This window comes from Bacillus cereus group sp. TH152-1LC (genome assembly GCF_027710505.1).
Classification (GTDB): Bacteria; Bacillota; Bacilli; order Bacillales; family Bacillaceae_G; genus Bacillus_A; species Bacillus_A mobilis.
In genome coordinates, this window is record NZ_JAQFNK010000025.1 from 41,179 (window position 1) to 66,043 (window position 24,865).

Below are 24,865 nucleotides of genomic sequence, written 5' to 3' on the forward strand. Positions count from 1 at the left end.
GCAATTAGGATAGGACTGTAAATCCATATTTCTTAAAGATAGATTGTGCATCTTTTGACTGCAAATACTCATAAAATGAGGTCGCCTCTTTCTTGTGCTTAGATTCTTTTATAACACCTAAAGGATAGTGAATTGGCTCATGAGAAGTCGCTGCTGCTGTCTCACCAATTTTTACTTTGTTTGAAATAAGAGCATCTGTTTTGTATACAATACCAGCATCGACATTACCTGTTTCTACATATGTTAACACTTGGCGAACATCTTTTGTAAATACGATTTTATTTTGAATATCATTCCATAGATTTTCATGTGTGAGAGAAGCCTTTGCATATTTTCCAGCAGGTACTGATTCAGGTGTACCAAGTGCGATCTTCTTAATTTTTTCATCTTTTAAATCTTGAATTTTTGTAAGAGAACTATCTTTTGGGACGACTAGAACGAGTTCATTTCCAAGAAGATTTTTCCCTTCTTTTTCATTAATAAATCCTTTTTTAACAAGGGTTTGGAATTTATCTTCGGCTGCTGAGAAGAATAAATCAGCAGGTGCACCTTGCTCAATTTGTTGTTGAAGTGCACCAGAAGCACCGAAGTTAAAAGAAAGTTTAATATTAGGTTCTTTTTCTTTATATTTTGTTTCAATTTCTTTTAGTGCATCTTGTAAGCTTGCAGCAGCTGATATAGTAAGTTCTACTGTTTTTCCTTCTTTAGCAGTTGATTTCTCTTTCTTTTCGCCGCTTGTACATGCAGCACTAAATATAAGAAGAAAAGAAAGTATAAGTGCTCCGATGGATCGTAATGTAAACTTGTTCATAAAAAAATCCCCTTTCGTTTTGACATATTTAATTATAACTAAATATAACTAAATATAACTAAATATAACTAGTTATAATTGAATATAATTTGAACGATGTAGTTGTTTTTAAAATATAGGAGAAATATTCTTTTCTTTGTTACAATGAAGGAAGAAAGTGAGGAATCGTCTATGGATCATCATTCCTACACAACGGAAGAAGTAGCGAAGCGATTAAAAGTATCAAAATTAACTGTATACGATCTAATTAAAAAAGGAAAACTGCCTTCTTATAGAATCGGTAGACAGATGCGCATTGATGCAACAGATTTAGAACAATATATAAAGCAAATGAAAACAGGGAAAATACAAGGTACTCCTGTAAAGAGCGAAGATAGTAGAGGCTTGGATACATGTATTATTAGCGGACAAGAACTAACGTTAGATATGTTGGCAAAACGTATAGAAAATCGCCTGCCAAGTTCAAATATATTAAGGGCATATCAAGGTAGTTTAACGAGTTTAATAAAAATGTATCAAGGAGAAGGAAGTATTGTTAGTCTTCATTTGTTTGATGGAGAAACGGGTACATATAATGTTCCTTACGTAAAACGTATTTTAGTTGGACAACCATGTACTATGATTAATTTATTAGCAAGGAACGTCGGGTTTTATGTGCAAAAGGGAAATCCTAAAAATATAAAAACATGGGCTGATTTATCTCAATCATCTATACGATTTGTAAATCGAGAAAAAGGTTCTGGTATTAGGGTGTTAGTCGATGAACAATTGCGCATTCAAAAGTTAAATAAAGAACGTATTAGTGGATATGAATGGGAAGAATCGAATCATCTTGGTGTTGCCACGCAAGTCGCGAATGGAAAAGCTGATGTGGGAGTAGGATCAGAAAAGTTTTCGCAAATTGTAAATGTAGATTTTATTCCAATCATGAAAGAACAGTATGATTTGGTGATTTTGAAGAATAAAGAAAATGAAGAGCTGATTGAAGTCGTGAAAGATATTCTGCAATCGGAAGAATTTCATAATGAATTAAAAGCAATTGGCGGATACGATATGACGAAAACAGGTCAAATTATATATGAAATAAACTAAAACTTTAATCAGTGGGGGGTTCTATCCCTCACCAATCGGACTTTAATGGGCAGCCCGCCCCCCACCTAACTTCTTTGCTTTCGTCGAATTTTGAGGTGGAGGTCTTACTGCCCATTAAAGCGGGATAAACTAAAAAGCTGCTTGTCTATAAGACGAGCAGCTTTTTCTATCTATAAAGGGTTTTGGGGAAACAAAGTATTAAACAAGACCTTGAGCAAGTGTGTAAATGAAAGCTGTAAGAAGAGTAGCTCCACTTGCAAGTCCGATAAAGTGAAACTTTAATCAATGAGGACGGGGTATCCCTCACTGATTATTAGTTGAACCAATCGGGCTTTACGGGCAGTTGATTCCAAACCTAACTTCTTTGATTTCGTTGGATTTTGAAGTGGAAGTCTTACTGCCCGTTAATGCGGGGTAAAGTCTGATTTGTTGAAAGTAATGTTGTTCATTATAATCTCTCCTTATTTGTTTAATGTAGTTGCAACGGCTTTTGCATCGACAAGTGCGGATAGCACCATGCCCATTGTATTTAAAAATTTGTTTGATTTCATTTTGTTCATCATGCGTATCCGCTCCTTTTCGAATTGTTATTGCCCTGCTTTATATCTTAATTATAGGGAATATGATCGCCTGCAACTATCGAATTAGCTTACGGAAGGTTTACACTTTTGTAAGAAAAAAAGACATTCGTGTAAGAATGTCTATTAAAGCATATTGATATGATGATGCTCTTCAATTGTTTTTAAAAAGCTACGCATTGAATTCGTCATATAGCTATCTTTACGGCGTATGAAAACCGTTGAAATACTACCATATTTTTCAGGGATTGCATGACAATGTACCTTACCAGCTTTAGAAAGATGGTGGACAGCGGACTGTGGTACGAGTGTAATTCCAAGGCCGAGTGCAACACTGTTTAATATGGTCTCTAATATATTAAATTCCATAATTCTTTTTGGTAGCAAACCTTCATCTTTCAGCCATCGTTCTAGTTTGGAACGGTATCCACATCCTTGGTTAAAAACGAGGAGGGGTGTGGTTGTAAATTCTTCAATATGAAAAGCTTTATTTTGTGTTACAAGCATTAATTTCTCTGTACTAACATCATATTGTTCGATTAGTGGATGTTTAATTGGACCTGATATAAAGGCACCATCTAATTGATGATTAAGGACTTCTCTAATCAATTCTTCTGTTAGACCGGCTTGTAATGATAAATCGACATTCGGATAGCGTTTATAGTAAGAAGATAAGATGGTAGGTAATGTACTTACTGTCTCGACTGTACCAATTTTTAATATACCGGAGGGTGTTTCACTATCTAAAAATACTTGTTTTAGCTCGTCAACATCTTGCAAAATTTTATGAACATAAACGAGCATTTTTCTTCCTTCGGCTGTTAAAGTCATACCTCGTTTATGACGATAAAAGAGCGGTGTTTTTAGTTCGTTTTCTAATTGTTTAATACGTGCAGTTACATTTGATTGTACGTAGTTTAATTCCTTTGCTGCGCCGCTTACACTGCCTTGGTCGGCAACGCTTTGGAAGATTTGTAAGTCTCTTAATTCCATTTTATGCTCCTCCTTGATGTTAACTATCATTATAAGTGATAGTTAACATCATTTCGAATCATTTTACGTGATATATTTTTTCTTTTACAATTCTCTTTGTGCAAATAGAAAGAGGTGGGGGATTGTGGTGAAAAAAGGTCAAATGATAATAGGGGCTTTAGCGTGTTTAATTGCAAGTATGTCATGGGGAGCAATGTTTCCAGTTGCTGATCATGCGCTAGAATACATAGATCCATTTTATTTTTCTCTTATTCGCTATGGAGCGGTGGCAATCGTACTGATTGTATTGTTGTTAGCGAAAGAAGGAAGGCAGGCATTTCGTTTAGAGGGAAGAGGAAAGTTACTCGTCTTTTTCGGGATGATGGCGTTTACTGTATATAATGTACTTATATTTTTAGGTCAAATGTTAATGGGGAAATCAGGTGTGATGGTAGCCTCCATTATGGAAGCACTTATGCCGATGATTTCTATTTGTATTCTATGGGGATATAAGCATGTAAAACCGAAAAAGTATATGATAACGAGTATGATTATCGCTTTTGTAGGAGCTATATTTGTTATTACAAAAGGTGATATGGGTTTCTTTTTAACGTTGAAAGATAACATGTTTTCACTAGCATGTATATTTGTTGGAGTTGTAGGCTGGGTTATTTATACGATGGGTGGTCAAACGTGTAGCGATTGGTCAACATTACGTTATTCTACGTTGACGTGTGTATTCGGTACGACTGTCACAGGGATTATAACTGTAATTATTACATCACTTGGATATGTATCGATTCCGAGTATGGGAACGATTTCTATCGTGAAATATGATTTATTGTTTATGATGACATTACCGGGAATCGTAGCGTTACTCGCTTGGAATTATGGTGTGAAGATTTTATCATCTATTAATGGGATTTTATTTATTAACTTTGTACCGATTACGACTTTAATGATTATGATGATGCAAGGATACAAAATAACGATGTTTGATATTGTAGGAACTTTACTTGTTATTGCAGCACTTATTCGCAATAACGTTTGTCAGAGAAAAGAAAAAAATATAAATAAGAAGGTTTTACAAGAAGAGCAATTACGCCAAGCTGTTTAGTAGGCAATTGGAGGATTTCACATGTTAGAAAGTGTATTGTTTTTCTTTGCTGTCGGAGTTGCTTGTGAGCTTGCAGCGATTAACCGAAATGGTCGTAAGAAGATAAAACAACAAGCTGAAATGATACAGCTCTTAAAAGAGTTAAAAGAAAGAAACATTTAAAAAGACGACCGGGCATAGACGGTCGTCTTTTTCTATATAAAGGGGAAAGGGGACACAAAGTTATACAAGCGTAGCAGCGTAAATAAAAGCAGTAAGAAGAAGAGAGCCGCTAGCTAATCCTAAAAAATCTAATTTGTTAAAAGTGATATTGTTCATAATGAATTCTCCTTACTTGTTTAATGTAGAAGAAACAGCTTTTGCGTCGATTAGAGCGGAAAATACCGTGCCCATTGTATTTAAAAAATTGTTCGTTTTCATCTTGTTCATCATATTGATCCGCTCCTTTTCGAATAGTTGTTGTTTCCTTCTGACTTAATTGTATGAAATATTGCAAGAAGTAACTATCGAATTAGCTTACAAGAAAATTACACTTTTGTAAGAATTGAAATTTAACAATTAATACTCATTTTTATTACTAACTCCTAAAACTTAGTGTTATAATCGTTGTAAGAGAATGATTATAATTCGGATGTTCAGAAAGGAACGAAACAAATGTATAAACCAATTACATTTTTGTTGAAATATATATTTAAAACAGCTGGAAAAGTAGAAGTGCAAGGAAGAGAAAAGTTACCAGAAGGCGGCCCGTATGTTGTTGCGTGTACACATACAAGTTTTATGGATGTATTAATGTTAGCTACAGGGATGTATCCGACCCAAATTCATTACATGGCTAAAAAAGAATTATTTGAAGGGAAGTTCAAAAATTGGTTCTTTAAAAATGTGAATGCATTCCCTGTAGATCGTGCAAATCCAGGACCGAGCACACTCAAAATTCCGTCACGCTTATTAAAGGAAGGCAAAGTAGTAGGGATCTTCCCAAGTGGAACGCGATCAACAGAAGACGTTTCATTAAAAGCTGGAGCTGTTACGATTGCGCTACGTTCTAATGTCCCGTTAGTACCGGCAGCTTATGTTGGTCCATCAAGTGTAAAAGAATTAATAAAGGGGAAAAAGGCGCAATTGATTTTTGGAGACCCAATTCAAATTGATGCTGAAGAACAAATAGATCGAAAAACAGCGATGAAAATGATGACAGATCAATTAAATGAGAAGTTTGAGGAGCTAAAGGAAACTTTGCAATCAAATCAAAAATAAGAAAAGACGACCGGGCATAGACGGTCGTCTTTTCTATTACTATTTATAATAAAGGGGAAAGGGGACACGAAATTTATATGAGCGTAGCGGCGTAAATGAAAGCAGTAAGAAGAACTGATCCGCTAGCTAGTCCTAAAAAATCTAATTTGTTAAAAGTGATATTGTTCATAATGAATTCTCCTTACTTGTTTAATGTAGAAGCAACAGCTTTAGCATCGATTAGAGCGGATAATACCATGCCCATTGTATTTAAAAAATTGTTTGATTTCACTTTGTTCATCATATGAATCTGCTCCTTTTCGAATAGTTGTTGTTTCCTTCTGACTTAATTGTATGAAATATTGCGGGGAGTCACTATCGAATTAGCTTACAGGAAAATTACACTTTTGTAAGAAAAACGAATGTAGGTGTAATGATGAGTAGATTTGACATATGTGCATGGAATTCATTAATTTAAAAGTAGAGGTGAGTGTATGGCTAATATTAAAGATATTGCAAAGATGGCGGGAGTTTCAGTTACGACTGTTTCGAGAGTATTGAATGATCATCCGTATGTAAGTGAAGAAAAAAGGAAAGCGGTTATAGAGATAGTTGAGAAATTGAATTACTCGCAAAACGCAAATGCTGTTCATTTATCAAAAGGGAAAACGAATATTGTTGGTGTGATTTTACCGTATATTAATCATCCATGCTTTGATGCGATGGTGGGCGGGATGATGGAGGTGGCGTTAGCTCATAATTACAGAGTGCTACTTTGCCAAACGAATTATAATAAAAAAGAAGAAATGAAAAGTTTACATATGTTAAAAACAAAACAATTGGATGGTCTTATTATTTGTTCTCGTGCAAATGATTGGGAAACGATAGAGCCGTATGCTTCCTATGGGGCAATTGTCGCTTGTGAAGATAATGATATTTCAAATATATCAAGTGTATATACGAATCATTCGGCCGCTTTTCAATTAGGAATGGATTATTTAATCAAGAAAGGTTATGAAAAAATTGGTTATTGCACGGGAAGGAAATTAGGACCGAGTAGTCAAAAGCGTTTTGATGTTTATAAACAGCAATTGCAATCTATAGATGAAGAAGTGAATGAAGAATGGATTTTCACAGAATGTTTTACATTAGAAGATGGTGTGAGAGTGGCTCATAAATTAAAGGAGATGCAGCATCTTCCTGAAGCGTTAATAGTAGCAGGAGATGAAGTTGCGATTGGGGTGATGACAGAAGCTGAAAAATTAGGCATTCAAGTTCCTAAAGATTTAGCGATTATTGGCTTTGATAATCAACCTATTTCGCAAGTGTTACAACTTACAACCATTGATCAAAATTTAAAGGAAATAGGTAAAAAGGCCTTTGAAATGTTTTATAGGCAAATAAGTGATGAAAGTTCTAAACAAGAAAAGTTGGAAATTCCATACGAACTTGTGGAACGCTCTACTGTTTAGTTTTAATCCGTTATGTGGAAAGTGCATAACGGATTATTTTTTTGAAATATCTTTGACAGGAAACGCGTTTCATACTTTATAAAGGAGTTAAACCGGTCTGTAATAATCCATGGATTCTTTTCAAAAATAGTATTTGGAGGGATATGCATGAATGAACTTTTATTGAGTATGAAAAAGTATATAGAGGATGATGAAAAGATTTTGGCCTTTGTAGTAGGGATATTTGAGAAGGATGATTTTGCGCTATCGTATCAACATGGGATTTTTGCTGCTACTACTAGACGTCTCCTCTTTTACGGGAAATTTCCATACTATCCTGCAACATTTAAAGATTATTCATATTTGCATATAGATAGCATAGATTTTCGTCCGCATTTCGAATGTACTTGTAATCATGAAACCATTCGAGCTAAGTATATCCAGAAGGGGAATGTGGAGCGATTTGTCCGTACAGTTAGAGCGAATATGAATAATTAATCACCCCTTTGTTTAAACATAATATCTCGATCTTTAAGAGTGAAAATGCGTAATAAAAACAACTTCTAAACCTCTAGGAGATAGTGATACAATGTCAAATGGGGGGAGGTATAAACTATGGTTAATCAACGTATAAAGGAAATAACACTAATTACAATTGGTTCATTATTATTCGCAATTGGTATTAATTACTTTGCAATTCCAAACCGTTTATCAGAGGGTGGAATTATCGGTGTAACGGTTGTTACGTACTATTTATTTGATTGGTCGCCGGGAATTGTGAACTTTGCTATAAATGCAATTTTACTAGCTATCGGTTATAAATTTTTTGATAAGAAAACGATGGTTTATACAATTTTAGGGATTGTAGAAACATCCTTGTTTTTATATGTTACGGAACATATTGAGTATCATGTAAATAGTGATACGTTATTAGCGGCTTTATTCGCTGGCTTATTTGTCGGTGTCGGATTAGGTTGTATGTTCAAAGCTGGAGGTACATCAGGGGGATCGGCAATCTTAGCACAATTAGCAAATCAATATTTAGGGTGGAGCGTTGGTAAAGGCGTACTTATTATTGATATCGTAGTTATTGCTGGTTCTGTATTTATAATAGGGCAAGAAAAAGCGATGTACACACTTGTTGCAGTATTCATCGGAGCAAAGGTGATTGATTTCATTGTAGAAGGAATGGATACAAAAACGGCTGTTACAATCATTTCGAATCAACCAGACTTAATACGTGAAGCTATTACGAAAAACATGACGCGCGGTGTCACTGTATTAGAAGGACGCGGCGGATATACTGGTAAAAATAAAGAAGTATTATATATTGTTATTAATAAACAAGAGCTTGTTAAGTTAAAGCAAGTTATCGGCCGAGTAGATGAAGATGCTTTCGTTGTTATTCATGATGTACGTGATGTACTTGGCGGTGGCTTTAAAGCGAGCTAAAAGGTGAACGAGTAAATTCGTTCACCTTTTTTAATTCTTACAAAAATGTAAGTGTAATGTAATGAGATTCAATAGTAGATTTTATTCCTTCTTTTTAAAATGGATGTATATATATCCTGCTGAGGAGGAATGTTTATTATGAAGAAAAAAATGATCACTACTATAATAGCGATGGTAGTGATAGTAATAATGTTACTGCCTACGAAACTTGGACCGGTTATCGATAAATATAATCCGCTTTATAAGACGAAAGAATACTATACGGTTGTGAATACAATTGGTCAGCCTATTGGTGATGAATGGTATGAATATGAATTTATTGCGTTTGACGAACGTGGCAGAGAACAAAAAATAAAGAAGACTGTTAAGCATATGTTAAAGAGAGATGAAGCATTAAAGGTATATGCAAAAGGGCGCTATGGCGAGGCGATTGAAGAAATTGAAGCTGTAAATATTCCTATTAATGCGAAGAGTAAACTTTTAGCGATGAGATAGCGAATTATACCCCCACCTATTTTTTGTCGAAAATAAAAATACTAGGTAGGGGTATTTTTGGGTGTAGAAGAAAGCCTTAGTCTCCATATGGACTAAGGCTTTCTTCATTATATAAAGGGGAAGGGGGTACATTGTAGTAGCATGAATGAAAGGTATAAGAAGAATAGCTACTAGCAATGTAATTTGGTTATGTGAGTGTTCTTCTTATTTGGCTTACTTTCTAACTTTATTGTATGAGATGTAGCGAAGGGAAACTATCGAATTACATTACACATAGCTTACAAACATGTAAGCCTTCTGTAATGTAATTCGATGGTTAAAAGATAATGAATTTTATATAGTGTACTTAGAAAGTTTCACTGTATTACTTTCTGTTTGTAATATGAATGAAGGATGAAAACCAACTACTTTTTAATAGCCCTCATCTGTATGTAGATGAGGCTCTTTTTATAAACCTTACAACATTGTAAGGTTTACGTAAGTTAATTCGATAGTAAATTTGTCATATTTTTTGCATAATAGATACAAATAGATAAAAATAATTAGGGATATAGTAAGAAGGGAGAAAACTAGGATGCGTAAAGAAGAAGTAGTGAAGTTTCCAATTAAAGATTTCTGTAGCTACTTTACTGTTGCCGTAGTATGTATTGGATTATTTGATATCATAACAAACTTAATTGTTAAATAATATAGATGAAAAAACAAGAAGGGATCTCCCTTCTTGTTTTTTTTATGGGGGAATAAATATGAAATGGATTGATAGCCATATACATGTTGACCAATATAAGGATGAAGAGAGAAGTAGATTACTTACGACTACTGTCGGATTTACTAACTTATTAATGTCTTCGATACTTATATTTTCATATCCATTTTTAAATTCTGGGCTTATTTAGGAATAGCAACTAATGTCATTACGGCAGAATTATCAAAAGTCTCTGTTCCGTCTTTCGTTTCAAAAATATATACATGAAGTTTATAGTTAATTTAATTAAATAAATATTTGGATACAAATTAATTTTAACAAAAAAAATCATAAATGAACATTATTGTTTTTTTAGGAATTTATTGTAATATTTTATTTGTAGGGAGATGAAAAATATTACAATAAGAAATGATTTACTAAAATATATAAGAGAACCGGAAGGGTGGTTATTATGGACCAACCAATAAATGAAAGGTTAGGAATAAACAAATCATGAAAAAAATATATATTTTAATTTCAATATTAATAGTTTTATTGCTATGCTTAAGTGGAGTTATATTTTTCAATAATACAAAAAATGAAAAGTATATTATTTGGGAAAAAAACGTATACGAAAATGATAGTGTATTACAAAAGTTAAAAGATAATAATATTCCTTATAAAATTGATAAAAACAACAATTTGAAAATCCGAGAAAAGGATACAAACAAGGTAACTTTATGCTGTACATAATGAAACGGATGGAACGTGGGAATTTCAAGAGAATGTTATGACGCATCCGAGAATGATTCGAGAGGTATTAAAGGAAATTAGTGTTATAAAAAACCACCAAGCATTTTGCTTGGTGGTTTTATTTTAGGATTCTAATTTTTTCGCACGTCTTAATAAAAATAGAAAGACAATGATGAAGAAACCAAGTATAAGGAAGAATCCATATTGTTTTACATAATCCATTACGTCACTTGCACTTGTTGGTTTTTCAACGTGAATGCCCTCTTTATTAGTAGTAATATGAATATCTTTCATTTTCACTTCATTTGTTTCTTTTTGTAAATCAATCCATTGTATATTTGGAATGTTTTCTAAATCCTTTAGTACTTCTTTTAATGGGTTCACACCTAAGTAAGGATGATAGAATGCACCAATAACTCCATCGGATAATTTAGCAACAGATACAGCACGTTCCTTCATCTTTGCAATAGCATGTGGCTTATCTTCTTCAATAAAACCAACTGTTTCAGGCATTAATTTCATCCCGTGTAAAAATGATGGGGTACTTGTATAAAATGGTGAGTGCATGGATTTCCAAGTTGTATCACTTAACTGTAGTTGTCCTACATAAGTTGAAAAGTATCTTGATAATATTTCATATCCTTTTTGAGACATCGTGTAATGGGGTGCTTCAAATGCGACAGGATATAGTTTGGCATCTACAAGTTCTTGAATGCCTTTTTCAATATGCTCAGTTGTATATTTTTCTTCAAATTCTTCCCCTTTTTTTACGTATGCATTGTATGCTTCTATATTAGGAAAGTCATCTTTTGTTTTTGGTTTTTCATGCTTCGGTTGACGAATTGGTTGGTCTGTTTTTACGTCCCAAAATTCAAAACCTTCCCCAGTTTCACTATCATAAAATTGGTGTGTATAACCATGCATAATAATTGCTGCACCATTATCTTGCATAGAGCGTAAAAGATCAACTAGCTCAGGTTTATCTTTTAAATGTATTGTCTTCCCTGTATCAGGATCTTTATATACCGGTATGACTGTAATCATGTAAGGAATCTTTTTCTCTTTTAGTAATTCAGCAATTTCTTTTAATTGATTTGTGTCTGCGGCTGGATGAACATCCTCAAGACGTAAATAAGCTTCCACCTTATTTGTCGTTGGTTTTTGTCCAAAGTAAGAAAATAACATTTCTCCGACGTAATGAGACATCCAGTCAAAGAGATTTGGCGTTGCAACGTAATAAGATGTTTCGCGCTGAACGATTAGTGGGCTCTTGCTATTTGAGCTTACAGCGTTAGCAAGAACGGTTCCGTTTGTATCAAAAGATTGAATCAATCGTTCTTCTTCTAAAGTGTTTTTTAGTTTATTACTTGGATATTCGATTTTATTAACTCGTATATCATTATCCTTTAGCGTAATGAAAGAAAAGCGATTAGATAATTGTTCAACATTTTGTCCTAAAACTAATACTGGGCCTGAGAAATTTTCTAGAATTTGCTTTATTTCAATAGGAAATTCTTCTTTTTGTTCACCGATATAGACAATATGTGTATAAGAAGATGAATTAGTAATTTCATTAGCCTTTTTTAAACTTTTCGTAGTTATATCGTTTGTAAAATGTCCTAATTGAGTATTAAGGATTTGAATATTATTTGTAATTTTATCGTCTTTTGTACTGTATAAAACAAGTACTTTTGGTTTTGATGATGTTTGTGCAGAGGTGTGGATAGGGACAAGAAGTAAAATACTGAACAAGAGTATTATGCACTTTTTCATTTGGTCTGCTCCTATTCTATATGTAGAGTTCAATTTACAATTATATACAAGAAATACGTTGTAGTCTATGAAAGTTACATTTTTGTACGTATTTACCAGCTGTTTTTTCACAAAATCGGTCTAAAGCATGATGATAATATGTGTAATTATTTGCTATGATAAAAGGGTAAGAGAATGATAGAGTGTGGGTAATTGTAAAGGGAAGAAGGCTGAAAGGGGACAAATTTCAGCGGAGAAAGAGGTAGAGGTAGTGAAGAAATTCTTTGTAGGATTTTTAGTTGTTCTTGGGGTGTACTTATATTTCCAAGGAAAGTCTGAAGGAATGGGCAAGTTAGTGAATGAGACAAGCTATGTTGACTCAGAAGAAGCAAAACAGATGAAACAAATTATTATAGAGGAAGCAAAGAAAGTCAATCTTCCGGAATGGATACCTCTTACAATTGCCGAACATGAAAGCCGGTTAAATCCAAGAAGTGTTGGAGATAACGGAACTTCATTCGGATTGTTTCAATTGCACCGTGGTGGTGGACTTGCACCAGATCATTTAACTGATGAAGAGTTGAAAGATCCGCACAAAAATGCGCAAATTGCAATGCCGCATTTAATGAAAGGGTATAAGCGCGGGGTGCAGAAAGGTTTGACGGATTTTGCATTACTAAAATATGTAGCAAATACATCTGGATGGCCAGGTAATCTGGGTCCAGAGTGGACGGATAATAACATGAAGTATAACATCGGATTAGAAGATGTGTACTATCGAAATAAAGGTGTAATAAAAGAGTAGGTTTTCTATACCTACTCTATTTTTTGTGAATAATTGCGTCGTCTTGTTTTGTGAAATACGCCGCTAGTTGTATTTTCACGTCTTCTAGTTTTGTAGAAACTTGCGGTATTTTATATCCTACATACAATGGTGAAACGACAAACCTAGGAACAACTTTACAAATGATTTTTCCATTTAAGTAATAGAAGAATAAGTTATAACTACTACATCCTTTATGGAAATCTGTCAGTATGTACCGTACAGTTTGCTGAATATAATTTGCTAGTTCATCTATGCATCCAATATCTTCAATGATGATATTAAATTCTGTAAAACCGATAATAGGACGATCTGAAATATTGAGTTCAATGCGTTCGTTTTTTTGTACAATTACTCCTCGGAAGTTGTCCTGTTCTACGTTACCGAGATAGTCTACATATTTCATTCCGATAATCTGCATGTGTGCATGATGCAAACTTCCGCCTGAGAATGGCCCGTGATTTTTGTATAAAATCACAGATGTGAATTCTTCATTCTTCTGTAAGCCTAACCAATGTTTAATCGAGAAACGAATTAGTGATCTCATATGTTCTTCTGTATATGTCGCAATATGATCTTCACAATTATCGGTTTCGATTAGCACCGTTTGAAATGTATCTTTTAATGTAGGAAATTTGTTTTCCAGCCAAATAATCGAGCCCTCAGTTGCTAAAATATCTGTTAAATTTTCTCTGTCACAAAAAGGACATGCAGCGCTTCTATTCCGGATGCTTTCTGGTTTTTGTTTGCCGATATCGTTTAAAAAGTATAGTTGTTGTGTATCCATTTGTATATATGCCCCTTTAAAATGTGTGTAAAAATCCCGCTTAATACATTCGTGAAAAGAAGAAGGAAATCCTTTAAAGGGAATAGGAAAAATAAAAGACAAGATATCCTCATTACAACAGGGTACCTTGTCTTTTATTTTTTCTTTAATAATGTGTATGGATAATATAGATCGTTTTTATTATGTTTCTTTTTTCTATTTTTTATTGTGTATAAGGCAATTGCTGTACTCGCTATTACAATAATGGCTTTCTTCATATTCGTTTACCCCTTTTTTATTGTTGGTTTAATTCTTGGCTAACTGCTTTTGCATCAACTAGAGCGTGTAAAATCATTTTTACCATGTTCATCATATTCTCTCACTCCTTTTTATAGTTCGTTTAGTTCTTTTACAACTGCTTGTCCGTTCACTAATACCTCAAAGATTGCTTTTACGATTTCTTTCATCATGATTGTTTCCTTCTTTTGTTGTCTCTCTTGTTTGCATCTTTATTGTATAGGGAGGCATCTTTTCGTACTATCGCTTTCCATTACGTGAACATAACAGTTTTGTAAGATTTGATGTCACTTATTGAAATGTTTAGTCTATCTTCATTATTTTCAGAAAAATGACTATTCAAACATGAAATGGGAAAGTATAATAAAGAAGTAAGTATTAAATTCCGTACGAAAGGGGTGAATGAGATGAAACGTTCTTTAGCTGCACGTGCCAAATTTTTAGATTATATCTATTTTTGTCGTGCGATTTTTCATGATGTAGTTGTTAACGGGATACGTCTGTCCTTTTTTAACAATTGCATAGTAGCTATTGAACGATAGAAATCTCTTCACCCATTTTTAATAAACGTGTGAAAAGGGAGCTATTTTGCTTCCTTTTTCTATGTCGAAAACCATGGGGAATGTTTCTTTCCCATGGTTTTTTATATTGAAAGGAGTACGGAAAATGACAATTTGTAGTGTAAATAATGTAACGAAATCTTTTGGTGGAAACATCATATTTGAAAATATATCGCTTGAAATAAAGAATGGTGAACGTGTTGGATTAGTTGGTCGTAACGGTAGTGGGAAGACAACAATCTTTCAGCTTCTAACTGGAATGGAAAGTTTAGATGCAGGAGCCATTCATATGAAGAAAGGTACATGTATTGGTCATGTGGCACAAATTCCGAAATTTGATGAGGATATGACTGTATATGATGTACTGAGTTCGGCTTTTAAAGCAGAAAAGGAATTAGAAAGAGAGATGCGTACTTTAGAAAAAGATATGGCGGAAGAACGAGAACCGTCTGCTTTACAAAAATTAATGGAGAGATACGGAGTAACTCAAGAAAAGTTTGCGTTCCTTGGTGGCTATGAAATAGAAACGAATTTGATGAAGGTAGCAAATGGTCTACAGGTGACAGAACTATTTCCTCGATCATTTCTGGAGTTAAGTGGTGGGGAACAAACAAAGATAAGTCTTGCATATATGCTATTGCAGAAACCAGATCTACTTCTATTAGATGAACCAACCAATCATTTAGATTTATTCGCCGTAGAATGGCTAGAACAATTTTTAAAAGAATACAATGGAACGGTTATGGTTATTTCACATGATCGCTATTTCCTTGATGAAGTTGTAACGAAGATTTTTGATTTAGAAGATGGAGAGATTCACGTGTATCATACAAACTATTCTCAGTTTGTTGAGGAAAAGGAAGAACGGTTGCTGCAGGAGTTCCAGGCTTATCAAGAACAGCAAAAGAAAATAAAGAAAATGAAAGAAGCAATTAAGCGACTACGTGAATGGGCAAATCAGGCGAATCCTCCGAATGAAGGATTGCATAAGAGAGCGAGAAGTATGGAACGCGCACTGGAACGTATAGAGAAACTAAAGAAACCTATTTTAGAACGAAAACAAATGGGGCTTCAGTTTGAAGGGCAAGAGAGAAGTGGGAAAGATGTTGTTGTAATGAAAGAAGTGAGTAAAGGGTTTGCTGGCCATCCTTTATTTAATGAAGCGAATTTACATGTTCGTTTTCAAGAGCGTGCGGCGATCGTCGGTCGTAATGGTACAGGAAAGACAACGCTACTAAAATTACTATTAGAAGAAATAGAACCAGACGCTGGTGAAATTCGAATTGGTAGTAGTGTGAAAATCGGTTATTTATCACAGCATGCGTACGGAAATGTGAAGAGTAATGTATTAGAAGCTTTCAGGGAATATGTAGCTGTAACAGAGGGAGAAGCGAGACGTATATTAGCTAAGTTTTTATTTTATGGTCCAGCGGTGTTTAAGAAAGTAACGCAACTGAGCGGTGGAGAAAAAATGAGATTAAGGCTTGCGCAACTTATGTATCAAGATATCAATTTTTTAATTTTAGATGAGCCGACAAACCATCTCGACATTGAATCAAGGGAAGTTTTAGAGGAAGCTCTTGAGCAATATAATGGGACGATTCTAGCTGTTTCACATGATCGTTATTTTTTAAATAAGTTATTTGAAAAGACGTATTGGATTGATGAGCGTAAATTATTTGAGTTTGCAGGGAACTATGCATGGGCGCGTCAAAAGTGGGAAGAAAAACTTGAGACGCAAGTAATAAAGCAGCAACGCCAAGGAAGAAAAAGGATTGAAATAGCTCCTATAAAAAAGAAAGAAGTTAGGAATGTTGAGGAGATTGAAACCGAGTTAATGCGTGTAGAAGAAGATATATATACGCTTGAGTGTAAGATGGAACATGTAGTTGATGTTGAAATACTTGAACAATTGTATGTGGAAAAAGCGAAGCAAGAGTTGTTACGAGCGGAGTTATATAATGAGTTAGGGAATATTGTGGAGTAAAAAGTGGGAAGCGAATTCCTTTCAGTTTTACTGAAGGAATTCGCTTTTTATATGGATACTTTAAGAGATAAATAAAAGTTGTGTTTCACGTGAAACAGTAATGTTGATACATCTTTGATCCATAATTTGCATAGGGTGTGAAACATAAAAGGTATTGGGAGCTTTTTGGATTGATAAATTATTTCCCGAGACATAAGTATGTGAACGGCGATTCGTGATTGAAAACAAAAAAAACAGAGTTACAGCTTTACGCGCTGAACTCTGTTTTCTTTTTTTGTCGTATCTTCTCTTGTTGAAATGATAATGGCGATCCCGAGCATAATAAAAAAAGCTAAAAAGAGGACGAACTTTGGGAAGAATGGGAATAGTAATAGCGCCCCGACTATCATAATTGTTAATAATACGTAGTGCAGGACGTATTGGAATAGGTTGTCCATATTTTCGCCCCCTTTTTGGTAATTGGTTATTAGTATTCTATGTCCCATACTGAACGAATAGAAGTGGATTTTTAATTTTTTAATACGAAATAAAAGAGAACAATTGACATGCTGAAAGGAAAGGAATAATCTTGAAATTAATTCATACTATTTTTATAGGAAAAATAAAGATAGTTACAGGAAGGAGGCTATGTTCCTACATCGTTAAAAATTAGGAAGGTAAAGGTGAGCGTCTAATGAAAAATGCTTTTAAAGGAGTACTTGCTACATTTCTTAGTGTATCGGTATTACTAGCCGGATGTGGTCAAGAGGAAGCAAGTACAAATGAAGCCGGGAACGTACCAAAAGTAAAAGATGAGTTTATTAAAGCAAGCGACAAAGCAAAAAGTCCTACTAAAGTAAAAGAAAGAAAAGATACTTTTGTAGTTGGAATGCCAAGTCCTGGAGGGATATTCCTGCCGCACTTTATGGAGAATGGATGGGATGGAAATGTAACGTCTGTTATTTTTGCATCATTAGTAACAACAGACAAACAAAGTAAACCTGTTCCGGATCTTGCAGAAAAATGGGATATTTCTGCTGACCAGTTAACATATACATTCCACTTACGTAAAAATTTAAAATTTAGTGATGGGTCGCCTTTAACGGCGGATGACGTAGCATTTACACTAACACTACTTCATGATAAAGCGTATGAAGGTGGATTGGATATTGCTCAGTATGCTGTTAAAGGCGGGAAAGAATATAAAGAAGGAAAAGCAACTTCTATTGAAGGAATTCAAGTTGTTGATCCACAGACAATTAAAATTACAACTGAAAAAGTTAATTCACAGGCACTAACGAATTTAGGTGGCCCAGTGCTATCAAAAGCTTATTATGGAAAAGATTATAAACAAAATACAAGTTTAGACTATTTAAAAGCATTATATGGGCAACCAATTGCAGCGGGCCCATATAAATTTGAAAAATATGTTCCAGGTCAAGAAGTACGCTTTGTTGCTAACGAACATTATTATGCAGGTAAACCAAAAATCAAAAACTTTATTTACAAAATCACATCAGGTGATACTGGATTCCAATTATTCCAAACGGGTGAACTGGACTATAGTGGATTTAGAGCAAATCCTGAGAATATAGACCAATTAAAAGGATTAGAGTTTGCAAATATTAATCTTGAATCATCAAGTGATATTGCTTATATCTATGTAAATAATAAGAAATCGTATTTGAAAGATAAGAAGGTACGTCAAGCACTTACTTATGGATTAGACCGTAAGAAGTATGTGGATACAGCTTTACAAGGATATGGATCTGTTGCTAACGTACCAATTGCGCCAGTTTCATGGGCATATACAGAAGAAGGTATTAATAAATATCCACACGACGTAGAAAAGGCTAAAAAATTATTGGATGAGGCTGGTTGGAAAGTAGGTTCTGACGGGGTTCGTGAAAAAGATGGTCAAAAATTAAAATTAACATACTACGCATCAAATACAGGTAAAACAAATGATATCTTTATTCCAATTGCAAAAGAAAGTTACAAGGAAATCGGTGTTGAATTAAACCCAGAGTTGATGGACTTTAATACGATGCTTTCAAAAGTAGGAAAAGGTGACTACGATTTAGCGGCAGTTTCAACACCAGGAATTAGTGATCCAAGTGAAGTTGTAAGTGAGTACTTATCAACGAATCCAAAAAGTGATACGGGTTATAACAACCCGAAAGTAGATGATTTGATTGTAAAAGGTATAGGGACGACAGATATTGAAAAGCGTAAAGCGATTTATAAAGAACTGTATAAAGAGTTAAGTGATGACCCACCAGTTATTTTATTAAACTATCGTAAACTACTGTATGCTCATAATGCACGTATAAAAGGAATTGATCCAGAAAAATACGATAGCATTAGTTCCAACTTACCAGTGTTATCTATTGAACAATAAGGGTTGACCTAAATAATAGAAGGCGTTTTTTCATACGGCGATGGAATAGTAGCTGTTTTGAAAAAATGTTCTTCTATTTTTAAGTAAATAAGATTGGGGAGACAAAAGGTGAAAACATATATCATTCGTAGGTTCCTTCAAATGATCCCTACATTGTTTGGTACATCTATTATTATTTTTTTCTTATTTGCACTTTTGCCGGGGGATTATATTGATTCAAATCCAAAGTTAACACCAGAGAGAGCTCAAGAGTTAAGGGAATTGTATGGCTTAAACAAACCAATTATTGAAAGATATTTTCACTGGTTAGTGAATGCTTTACATGGTGATTTTGGATTTTCTTTACAGTATCAAGAACCTGTAACTTCATTACTTAATAAATTTATTTGGAATACATTTATCGTTGCTGTTGCAGCTTTATTTTTCACTTGGATTATTGCTCTTATTATTGGGGTTATTTCTGCAACAAAGCAGCACTCTTGGTTTGATAGATTAGTAACAATCGGTGTCTTTGCAGCAATGTCATTTCCATCATTCTTTATAGGATTATTTTTAATTAAATTATTAGCAGTTGATTTAAAGTTACTACCTATTGGTGGCATGATTGATATTGGGAGTAACTCAACAGGGATAGCATACATATTAGAAGTATTACGTCACATGATTCTACCTGTGTTTATTTTAACGCTTCTTGGTGTAGGGTCGTTAACACGATATTTTAGAACTAGCATGTTGGATGTTGTTAGGCAAGATTACATTCGTACTGCTCGTGCAAAAGGTTTAAAAGAAAGAACTGTTATTTATAAACATGCATTGAAAAATGCAATTTTACCAGCAATTACATTACTTGCTTTTGAATTACCAGGTTTATTTTCAGGAGCTATTATTATTGAACAGATTTTTAACTGGCCAGGGATTGGGAGTATTCAATTAGAAGCATTAAACTTCCGTGATTATACGGTATTAATGGCCTTTACGATGTTTCTTTCTTGTTTAACCATTATGGCTAATTTCTTAGCTGATATTGTATATGCGTTTGTTGATCCAAGAATTCGATTGAAGTAAGGGGGGAAGATATGGAGACTATTACACCAATAATAGAGAAAAAGAAAGAACGAAAAAAGGGAAATGAATCATCACCATGGCGCCAAGCGTATAAAAAAATTAAGAAAAATAAGATGGCATTGTATGGCTTATACGTTTTAATATTCATGTTTTTATTTAGTTTTATCGGTCCAATCTTTTCACCGTATGCTGATGGGAAAGTACAAGTAACACAAATTAATAAACCACCCAGCCTATCACATTGGCTTGGAACCGACCAGTTGGGACGGGATATTTTAACTAGACTTATGCAAGCGGGACGTATCTCACTAACGATTGGTTTAGCGTCGATGCTACTATCCGTTATACTAGGTGCTCTATTAGGAGCAATTGCTGGTTTTTATCGAGGGGTTGTGGATCATTTAATTATGCGTGTTGCGGATGTGTTAATGTCCATTCCGGGATTACCGCTACTTATTATAATGGGAGCAATTCTGTCAGAATGGAAATTACCATCGGAGTATCGTTTATATGTTGTAATGATTATTTTAAGTTTAGTAGGATGGCCAGGACTTGCTCGTCTTGTGAGGGGACAAATTTTAACATTGCGGGAGCAAGCCTTTATGCAAGCAGCAGATGTATTAGGATTAAAAGATTCTCGGAAAATTATCCATCATTTAATTCCTAACGTCTTCCCATTGCTTATTGTTGTAGCAACTTTGGGTGTGGCTGGATCTATTTTAAGTGAATCCGCACTAAGCTACTTAGGTCTCGGAGTCGTTCCACCTACACCATCATGGGGGAATATGATTAGCGCAGCTAACTCATTAATTGATTTCCAAAAGCGTCCGTGGTTATGGATTCCACCTGGTTTCGCAATCTTTATAACAGTTGTATCAATTAACTTACTTGGTGATGCACTTCGTGATGCGTTAGATCCAAAGATGAGACGGTAGGTGAGAAGGTATGAGTAGAGCGGTAGTAGAGCTGAAAGACTTACAAACACACTTTCAGACAGAAGAAGGGACAGTAAAGGCTGTAAATCATGTTAGTTTTGCTGTTCGAGAAGGTGAAACGGTTTGTGTAGTAGGTGAATCGGGTTGCGGGAAAAGTGTAACAGCTTTATCTATTATGGGACTTATTGCTGAATCCGGCAGTGTAGTAGGCGGAGATATTTTATATGAAGGAAAAAGTCTTTTAGGAATGAAAGAGAAAGAGCTTCGTAGTTTACGAGGTAATGATATTGCGATGATTTTCCAAGAACCGATGACATCGCTAAATCCGGTCTTCACTGTAGGGGAACAGATTGTAGAGACGTTAAGGGAGCATGAATTACTTAGTAAAAACGAAGCGTATAAGAAAGCAATTGAGTTAATTCGTAAAGTCGGCATAGCTCGTGCGGATGAAATCGTCCATTCTTATCCGCACGAACTGAGCGGCGGGATGTTACAACGTATTATGATTGCTGTTGCACTTAGTTGTAATCCTAAGTTATTAATTGCTGATGAACCGACAACGGCTCTTGATGTTACGATTCAAGCACAAATATTAGACTTATTAAGACAAGTAAAAGAGGAATTTAAAACATCCATTTTATTAATTACACATGATTTAGGTGTTGTAGCAGAAATGGCTGATTACGTTGTCGTTATGTATGGTGGGAAAGTTATTGAAGAAGCACCAGTACTAGAGATATTCCAAAATCCGAAACACCCGTATACGAAAGGCTTGTTGAAATCAAAACCAGTGATGGGAAAACGAATAGATAAACTATATTCTATTCCAGGGCAAGTTCCTAATTTAGTTGGTTTGGATGAATTCTGCTACTTCAGCGGTCGTTGTGAGCATTGTATGGAAATATGTAAAGAAGAAGCACCGAATCTAAATGTACATGATGAGAATCATAAAGTAGCTTGCTGGTTATATGAGGAGCGTGCGGAACAATGAGTGAACCATTATTAGAAGTGAAAAACTTAAAAACATATTTTCCGATTAAAGGCGGCATATTTAGTAGAACAGTTGGACATGTAAAAGCAGTTGATGGAGTAAGTTTTACTATTAATAAAGGCGAAGTGTTTGGTCTTGTTGGTGAATCAGGAAGCGGAAAAACGACGATAGGAAAAACAATTTTACGTCTCGTCCAAAAAACGGAGGGAGAAGTGAAGTTTAAGGGACATGATGTTCATTCTTTATCAAAAGAGGAATTGAGAAAACATCGTCCTAATATGCAGCTTGTGTTTCAAGATCCATTTAGCTCATTAAATCCGAGAATGAGAATTGGAGAAGCACTTGGCGAGCCGATGTTGGCTCACGGGCTAGCGACGAAAGAGAATGTTCGTGAAAAAGTGACAGAAGTATTAGAGTTATGTGGCTTAGCCCCATATCATATTGACCGGTATCCTCATGAGTTTTCTGGTGGACAACGTCAGCGTATCGTTATCGCAAGAGCTATGGTATTAAACCCGGAATTCATTGTAGCTGACGAACCTGTGGCAGCGCTAGATGTATCTATTCAAGCACAAATCATTAATTTGTTTAGTGAGTTACAGGAGAAAAAGGGATTATCCTATTTGTTCATTTCGCATGATTTAAGCGTGGTAGAGCACTTATGCACGAAAATTGGGATTATGTATTTAGGAACGATTGTGGAAACAGCGCCGCGTGATGAGTTATTTAAGAATCCACTTCATCCGTATACAAAAGCATTGTTATCGGCTGTGCCAATACCAGATCCAACAGTGAGACGAGAGAGAATCATACTAGAGGGTGACATTCCAAGTCCAGCAAATCCACCTTCTGGTTGTCGTTTTCATACACGTTGCCCGTTTGCAACAGATATTTGTAAACAAACGGTACCAGAATTCCGTAATGTTGGTGAGGAGCATTTTGTTGCTTGTCATCATGTATAAAAAAAGGACTCTTTCAAATAGAAAGAGTCCTTTTCTTTTATTTACTAGATGAAGTTTGTTTCAATACAAATTGCTCGATTGCATGAGCAACACCATGTTCATTGTTTGTTAACGTTACAACATCACATAGTTTTTTTACATCTTCTTCAGCATTTCCCATTGCAACTGATAGGCCAGCTACTTGTAACATTGGCACATCATTAAAGTTGTCCCCGATTGCAATAGTATCTTCAATTGGTATATTGAAATAAGCAGCCATTTCTTGTAGACCGTTCCCTTTATGACCATGCTTATCCATAATTTCTACATTAGTAGGAGCTGATGCCGTAACTGAAATATCAGTGTCTTCTTGTAACATGCTTAATAGCTGTGCGCGATGCGCTGCATTAAATGTCAAAATGAAGAATTTAGATATTTCTAATTCTGGATTACTTACAACATCTTCAATTTTTTGGAAATCAGTAATTAAGTTTGATTTCTTTTGTTTTTCTGTAATTCTTTCAAGTTCTTCAAGTGTAACATCTAGTGCATGCTTGTTCTCTTCAAACGCTTGCATGACTTGATCTTGCCATGTATATGGAGAATAAACTCCTTTATTCGTATATAGCTTATATGGAAAACCTTCAGATTCTAGTAATTTTGCAAGCTTGTATACTTTATCGTTTTGTAAACAACGCGAGTTAATTACCTTTCCATCCACATAAACAATTGCCCCATTGCTCGCTCCAACTGGAAGAGATAGTTTATATTCTTCCAATAATTTTAAAGCATCCTCTTTTGCGCGACCAGAACAAATCATGACAATATGACCAGCCTCTTTTGCATTTTGGATAGCTTGTAAGTTCTCTTTGGAGATCTCAAGATTAGATGATAGTAGTGTACCATCCATATCTAATGCGATTAATTTCAAAATGACCACCTCTTTGCTTTTATTATACATAGTTATATAGAGGAAACATATAAACTTATCTTGGAAAGATTGTATTTTATCTAGCACAAACAGTTAGTAAAAGCTTGATAGATTCCAACGTATTCATTTAAATATGTACTTTGATTTGTAACAAAAGGAGAGGTAAGTAGGGGGATGTTTCGTTATATGACTGTAATGTTACAATAACATTACAAATATCAACTTAGTAGAAAGTGCATTAAAACAAGGTTTTTAAGGGTGTTTATAAAAAAACATAAAAAAAGTGTAATAAAATTTACGTAATTATATTGCAACGTAACAATAGTTATGTTACATTAATGTTACAAACGTTACGTTATTAACTTTAATGTAACGCTAACATAAAAACTATGAAATAAACATTTCTTAGAAATTACATATAGATAACTTATTAAAAAGGAGGATACATAAAATGAAAGAGCAAGTATTACAAGTAACAAAAGGTGACTTCGTAGGATCAGCAAGTGGAGCAGTAGTATTAACAGCATTAATCGTATTTCTATCAAGCGTATTAGTATAATAGAAGATTTGTAATAAAAGAAAAAGAGAGGAGAATGCAAAATGAAAGAGCAAGTATTACAAGTAACAAAAGGTGACTTCGTAGGATCGGCAAGTGGAGCAGTAGTATTAACAGCATTAATCGTATTTCTATCAAGCGTATTAGTATAATAGAAGTTTTGTAATAAAAGAAAAAGAGAGGAGAATGCAAAATGAAAGAGCAAGTATTACAAGTAACAAAAGGTGACTTCGTAG

General features: G+C 34.5%; 28 protein-coding genes and 3 pseudogenes. 21 read left to right on the forward strand and 10 right to left on the reverse strand.

From position 1 onward, the window contains the following. Positions 1-4: 4 nt before the first annotated feature. Positions 5-811, reverse strand: a complete 807-nt coding sequence (gene modA, locus PDL00_RS29975; RefSeq protein ID WP_076542571.1) for a molybdate ABC transporter substrate-binding protein — start codon at positions 809-811, stop codon at positions 5-7. 144 nt (positions 812-955) lie between these two features. On the opposite strand from modA, the gene PDL00_RS29980 reads away from it, so the two are divergent. Then, a complete protein-coding gene (locus tag PDL00_RS29980) occupies positions 956-1,903 on the forward strand; it encodes a helix-turn-helix transcriptional regulator (protein ID WP_242255689.1) in 948 nt (315 codons plus the stop codon). Between the two features lie 198 nt (positions 1,904-2,101). Here the strand turns inward: PDL00_RS29980 and PDL00_RS29985 are convergent. Then, positions 2,102-2,182, reverse strand: a pseudogene (locus PDL00_RS29985) (DUF3948 family protein); the annotation flags it as partial. Between the two features lie 425 nt (positions 2,183-2,607). Beyond that, a complete protein-coding gene (locus tag PDL00_RS29990) occupies positions 2,608-3,474 on the reverse strand; it encodes a LysR family transcriptional regulator (RefSeq protein WP_061677920.1) in 867 nt (288 codons plus the stop codon). Positions 3,475-3,601: 127 nt separating this feature from the next. Here PDL00_RS29990 and PDL00_RS29995 point away from each other — a divergent pair, with 127 nt between their 5' ends. Together PDL00_RS29995 and PDL00_RS30000 are read left to right on the forward strand one after the other, a co-directional pair. After that, positions 3,602-4,570, forward strand: coding sequence for a DMT family transporter (locus PDL00_RS29995; RefSeq protein ID WP_270733267.1), 969 nt, complete (start codon positions 3,602-3,604; stop codon positions 4,568-4,570). Positions 4,571-4,591: 21 nt separating this feature from the next. Next, entirely contained in the window at positions 4,592-4,732 is a 141-nt protein-coding gene (locus PDL00_RS30000; RefSeq protein ID WP_061677922.1) for a YrzO family protein, read from the forward strand. A 60-nt stretch (positions 4,733-4,792) separates the two neighbouring features. Here the strand turns inward: PDL00_RS30000 and PDL00_RS30005 are convergent, their stop codons facing one another. After that, positions 4,793-4,888, reverse strand: a complete 96-nt coding sequence (locus PDL00_RS30005) for a DUF3948 family protein (protein WP_001060007.1) — start codon at positions 4,886-4,888, stop codon at positions 4,793-4,795. Positions 4,889-5,224: 336 nt separating this feature from the next. Here PDL00_RS30005 and PDL00_RS30010 point away from each other — a divergent pair, with 336 nt between their 5' ends. Beyond that, positions 5,225-5,830, forward strand: coding sequence for a lysophospholipid acyltransferase family protein (locus tag PDL00_RS30010; protein WP_000277789.1), 606 nt, complete (start codon positions 5,225-5,227; stop codon positions 5,828-5,830). A 73-nt stretch (positions 5,831-5,903) separates the two neighbouring features. Here the strand turns inward: PDL00_RS30010 and PDL00_RS30015 are convergent, their stop codons facing one another. Beyond that, positions 5,904-5,999: a DUF3948 family protein gene (locus PDL00_RS30015; protein WP_070127837.1), complete on the reverse strand. Its 96-nt coding sequence runs from the start codon at positions 5,997-5,999 to the stop codon at positions 5,904-5,906. 304 nt (positions 6,000-6,303) lie between these two features. Between PDL00_RS30015 and PDL00_RS30020 the strand changes: the two genes are divergently transcribed. The 6 genes and pseudogenes from PDL00_RS30020 to PDL00_RS30045 form a co-directional block, all read left to right on the forward strand. Next, positions 6,304-7,281: a LacI family DNA-binding transcriptional regulator gene (locus PDL00_RS30020; RefSeq protein WP_270733270.1), complete on the forward strand. Its 978-nt coding sequence runs from the start codon at positions 6,304-6,306 to the stop codon at positions 7,279-7,281. 147 nt (positions 7,282-7,428) lie between these two features. Further along, a complete protein-coding gene (locus PDL00_RS30025) occupies positions 7,429-7,758 on the forward strand; it encodes a PH domain-containing protein (RefSeq protein ID WP_242257386.1) in 330 nt (109 codons plus the stop codon). A 117-nt stretch (positions 7,759-7,875) separates the two neighbouring features. Next, on the forward strand, positions 7,876-8,712 hold the full coding sequence (locus PDL00_RS30030) for a YitT family protein (protein ID WP_242257387.1): 837 nt from the start codon (positions 7,876-7,878) through the stop codon (positions 8,710-8,712). Positions 8,713-8,850: 138 nt separating this feature from the next. Further along, positions 8,851-9,207 (forward strand): YxeA family protein, encoded by a 357-nt coding sequence (locus PDL00_RS30035; protein WP_088022593.1) that lies wholly within the window; start codon positions 8,851-8,853, stop codon positions 9,205-9,207. Between the two features lie 689 nt (positions 9,208-9,896). Then, positions 9,897-10,019: pseudogene (locus PDL00_RS30040) on the forward strand (TatD family hydrolase); the annotation flags it as partial. Between the two features lie 627 nt (positions 10,020-10,646). After that, positions 10,647-10,739: pseudogene (locus PDL00_RS30045) on the forward strand (TatD family hydrolase); the annotation flags it as partial. A gap of 29 nt (positions 10,740-10,768) precedes the next feature. On the opposite strand, the gene PDL00_RS30050 reads toward PDL00_RS30045, so the two are convergent. After that, positions 10,769-12,418, reverse strand: a complete 1,650-nt coding sequence (locus tag PDL00_RS30050) for a polysaccharide deacetylase family protein (RefSeq protein ID WP_270733273.1) — start codon at positions 12,416-12,418, stop codon at positions 10,769-10,771. A gap of 250 nt (positions 12,419-12,668) precedes the next feature. Between PDL00_RS30050 and PDL00_RS30055 the strand changes: the two genes are divergently transcribed. Then, the gene (locus PDL00_RS30055) at positions 12,669-13,202 is read left to right on the forward strand and encodes a transglycosylase SLT domain-containing protein (RefSeq protein ID WP_242257397.1); all 534 of its coding nucleotides are present in this window, start codon (positions 12,669-12,671) and stop codon (positions 13,200-13,202) included. A 16-nt stretch (positions 13,203-13,218) separates the two neighbouring features. Here PDL00_RS30055 and PDL00_RS30060 read toward each other — a convergent pair whose 3' ends face one another. Together PDL00_RS30060 and PDL00_RS30065 are read right to left on the reverse strand one after the other, a co-directional pair. Continuing rightward, complete coding sequence (locus tag PDL00_RS30060) at positions 13,219-14,007, reverse strand: DUF4931 domain-containing protein (protein ID WP_242257394.1); 789 nt, start codon at positions 14,005-14,007, stop codon at positions 13,219-13,221. A 134-nt stretch (positions 14,008-14,141) separates the two neighbouring features. Continuing rightward, complete coding sequence (locus PDL00_RS30065) at positions 14,142-14,264, reverse strand: hypothetical protein (protein WP_000709145.1); 123 nt, start codon at positions 14,262-14,264, stop codon at positions 14,142-14,144. Between the two features lie 426 nt (positions 14,265-14,690). On the opposite strand from PDL00_RS30065, the gene PDL00_RS30070 reads away from it, so the two are divergent. Together PDL00_RS30070 and abc-f are read left to right on the forward strand one after the other, a co-directional pair. After that, complete coding sequence (locus PDL00_RS30070) at positions 14,691-14,825, forward strand: RAxF-45 family protein (RefSeq protein WP_046956655.1); 135 nt, start codon at positions 14,691-14,693, stop codon at positions 14,823-14,825. Positions 14,826-14,949: 124 nt separating this feature from the next. Then, positions 14,950-16,830 (forward strand): ribosomal protection-like ABC-F family protein, encoded by a 1,881-nt coding sequence (gene abc-f, locus PDL00_RS30075; RefSeq protein ID WP_270733277.1) that lies wholly within the window; start codon positions 14,950-14,952, stop codon positions 16,828-16,830. Between the two features lie 239 nt (positions 16,831-17,069). On the opposite strand, the gene PDL00_RS30080 is transcribed toward abc-f, so the two are convergent. After that, the gene (locus tag PDL00_RS30080; protein ID WP_270733279.1) at positions 17,070-17,267 is read right to left on the reverse strand and encodes a hypothetical protein; all 198 of its coding nucleotides are present in this window, start codon (positions 17,265-17,267) and stop codon (positions 17,070-17,072) included. Between the two features lie 236 nt (positions 17,268-17,503). Here PDL00_RS30080 and PDL00_RS30085 point away from each other — a divergent pair, with 236 nt between their 5' ends. From PDL00_RS30085 to PDL00_RS30105, 5 genes are all read left to right on the forward strand, one after another. Beyond that, the gene (locus PDL00_RS30085) at positions 17,504-19,210 is read left to right on the forward strand and encodes an ABC transporter substrate-binding protein (RefSeq protein ID WP_270733281.1); all 1,707 of its coding nucleotides are present in this window, start codon (positions 17,504-17,506) and stop codon (positions 19,208-19,210) included. Positions 19,211-19,318: 108 nt separating this feature from the next. Beyond that, complete coding sequence (locus PDL00_RS30090; RefSeq protein ID WP_141499230.1) at positions 19,319-20,275, forward strand: ABC transporter permease; 957 nt, start codon at positions 19,319-19,321, stop codon at positions 20,273-20,275. A gap of 11 nt (positions 20,276-20,286) precedes the next feature. Next, entirely contained in the window at positions 20,287-21,210 is a 924-nt protein-coding gene (gene opp4C, locus PDL00_RS30095) for an oligopeptide ABC transporter permease (RefSeq protein ID WP_098871376.1), read from the forward strand. A gap of 10 nt (positions 21,211-21,220) precedes the next feature. Beyond that, complete coding sequence (locus PDL00_RS30100) at positions 21,221-22,201, forward strand: ABC transporter ATP-binding protein (protein WP_098237949.1); 981 nt, start codon at positions 21,221-21,223, stop codon at positions 22,199-22,201. Next, positions 22,198-23,163, forward strand: a complete 966-nt coding sequence (locus PDL00_RS30105; protein ID WP_242257378.1) for an ABC transporter ATP-binding protein — start codon at positions 22,198-22,200, stop codon at positions 23,161-23,163. Before PDL00_RS30100 ends, PDL00_RS30105 begins: the two co-directional genes overlap by 4 nt. Positions 23,164-23,200: 37 nt before the next feature. Here the strand turns inward: PDL00_RS30105 and PDL00_RS30110 are convergent, their stop codons facing one another. Then, positions 23,201-24,073, reverse strand: a complete 873-nt coding sequence (locus tag PDL00_RS30110) for a Cof-type HAD-IIB family hydrolase (protein ID WP_242257379.1) — start codon at positions 24,071-24,073, stop codon at positions 23,201-23,203. Positions 24,074-24,524: 451 nt separating this feature from the next. Between PDL00_RS30110 and PDL00_RS30115 the strand changes: the two genes are divergently transcribed. The 3 genes from PDL00_RS30115 to PDL00_RS34945 all read left to right on the forward strand — a co-directional run. Beyond that, complete coding sequence (locus PDL00_RS30115) at positions 24,525-24,632, forward strand: DUF3948 family protein (RefSeq protein WP_000664237.1); 108 nt, start codon at positions 24,525-24,527, stop codon at positions 24,630-24,632. A 41-nt stretch (positions 24,633-24,673) separates the two neighbouring features. Next, positions 24,674-24,781, forward strand: a complete 108-nt coding sequence (locus PDL00_RS30120) for a DUF3948 family protein (RefSeq protein ID WP_000664237.1) — start codon at positions 24,674-24,676, stop codon at positions 24,779-24,781. Positions 24,782-24,822: 41 nt separating this feature from the next. Then, on the forward strand, positions 24,823-24,865 hold a 43-nt coding region (locus tag PDL00_RS34945; RefSeq protein WP_134266384.1), incomplete at its 3' end, for a DUF3948 family protein.

What these genes read in the sequence shown, in the direction of transcription:
- PDL00_RS30035 (WP_088022593.1), top strand. Translation starts at nt 8,851, where the DNA reads ATGAAGAAAAAAATGATCACTACTATAATAGCGATGGTAGTGATAGTA.
- PDL00_RS30005 (WP_001060007.1), bottom strand. Translation starts at nt 4,888, where the DNA reads ATGAACAATATCACTTTTAACAAATTAGATTTTTTAGGATTAGCTAGC.
- PDL00_RS30020 (WP_270733270.1), top strand. Translation starts at nt 6,304, where the DNA reads ATGGCTAATATTAAAGATATTGCAAAGATGGCGGGAGTTTCAGTTACG.
- PDL00_RS30060 (WP_242257394.1), bottom strand. Translation starts at nt 14,007, where the DNA reads ATGGATACACAACAACTATACTTTTTAAACGATATCGGCAAACAAAAA.
- PDL00_RS30030 (WP_242257387.1), top strand. Translation starts at nt 7,876, where the DNA reads ATGGTTAATCAACGTATAAAGGAAATAACACTAATTACAATTGGTTCA.
- PDL00_RS29990 (WP_061677920.1), bottom strand. Translation starts at nt 3,474, where the DNA reads ATGGAATTAAGAGACTTACAAATCTTCCAAAGCGTTGCCGACCAAGGC.
- PDL00_RS30065 (WP_000709145.1), bottom strand. Translation starts at nt 14,264, where the DNA reads ATGAAGAAAGCCATTATTGTAATAGCGAGTACAGCAATTGCCTTATAC.
- PDL00_RS30085 (WP_270733281.1), top strand. Translation starts at nt 17,504, where the DNA reads ATGAAAAATGCTTTTAAAGGAGTACTTGCTACATTTCTTAGTGTATCG.
- PDL00_RS30105 (WP_242257378.1), top strand. Translation starts at nt 22,198, where the DNA reads ATGAGTGAACCATTATTAGAAGTGAAAAACTTAAAAACATATTTTCCG.
- PDL00_RS30050 (WP_270733273.1), bottom strand. Translation starts at nt 12,418, where the DNA reads ATGAAAAAGTGCATAATACTCTTGTTCAGTATTTTACTTCTTGTCCCT.
- PDL00_RS30010 (WP_000277789.1), top strand. Translation starts at nt 5,225, where the DNA reads ATGTATAAACCAATTACATTTTTGTTGAAATATATATTTAAAACAGCT.
- PDL00_RS30070 (WP_046956655.1), top strand. Translation starts at nt 14,691, where the DNA reads ATGAAACGTTCTTTAGCTGCACGTGCCAAATTTTTAGATTATATCTAT.
- PDL00_RS30120 (WP_000664237.1), top strand. Translation starts at nt 24,674, where the DNA reads ATGAAAGAGCAAGTATTACAAGTAACAAAAGGTGACTTCGTAGGATCG.
- PDL00_RS30115 (WP_000664237.1), top strand. Translation starts at nt 24,525, where the DNA reads ATGAAAGAGCAAGTATTACAAGTAACAAAAGGTGACTTCGTAGGATCA.
- opp4C (WP_098871376.1), top strand. Translation starts at nt 20,287, where the DNA reads ATGGAGACTATTACACCAATAATAGAGAAAAAGAAAGAACGAAAAAAG.
- modA (WP_076542571.1), bottom strand. Translation starts at nt 811, where the DNA reads ATGAACAAGTTTACATTACGATCCATCGGAGCACTTATACTTTCTTTT.
- PDL00_RS30025 (WP_242257386.1), top strand. Translation starts at nt 7,429, where the DNA reads ATGAATGAACTTTTATTGAGTATGAAAAAGTATATAGAGGATGATGAA.
- PDL00_RS29980 (WP_242255689.1), top strand. Translation starts at nt 956, where the DNA reads ATGAAGGAAGAAAGTGAGGAATCGTCTATGGATCATCATTCCTACACA.
- PDL00_RS30080 (WP_270733279.1), bottom strand. Translation starts at nt 17,267, where the DNA reads ATGGACAACCTATTCCAATACGTCCTGCACTACGTATTATTAACAATT.
- abc-f (WP_270733277.1), top strand. Translation starts at nt 14,950, where the DNA reads ATGACAATTTGTAGTGTAAATAATGTAACGAAATCTTTTGGTGGAAAC.
- PDL00_RS30015 (WP_070127837.1), bottom strand. Translation starts at nt 5,999, where the DNA reads ATGAACAATATCACTTTTAACAAATTAGATTTTTTAGGACTAGCTAGC.
- PDL00_RS30100 (WP_098237949.1), top strand. Translation starts at nt 21,221, where the DNA reads ATGAGTAGAGCGGTAGTAGAGCTGAAAGACTTACAAACACACTTTCAG.
- PDL00_RS30000 (WP_061677922.1), top strand. Translation starts at nt 4,592, where the DNA reads ATGTTAGAAAGTGTATTGTTTTTCTTTGCTGTCGGAGTTGCTTGTGAG.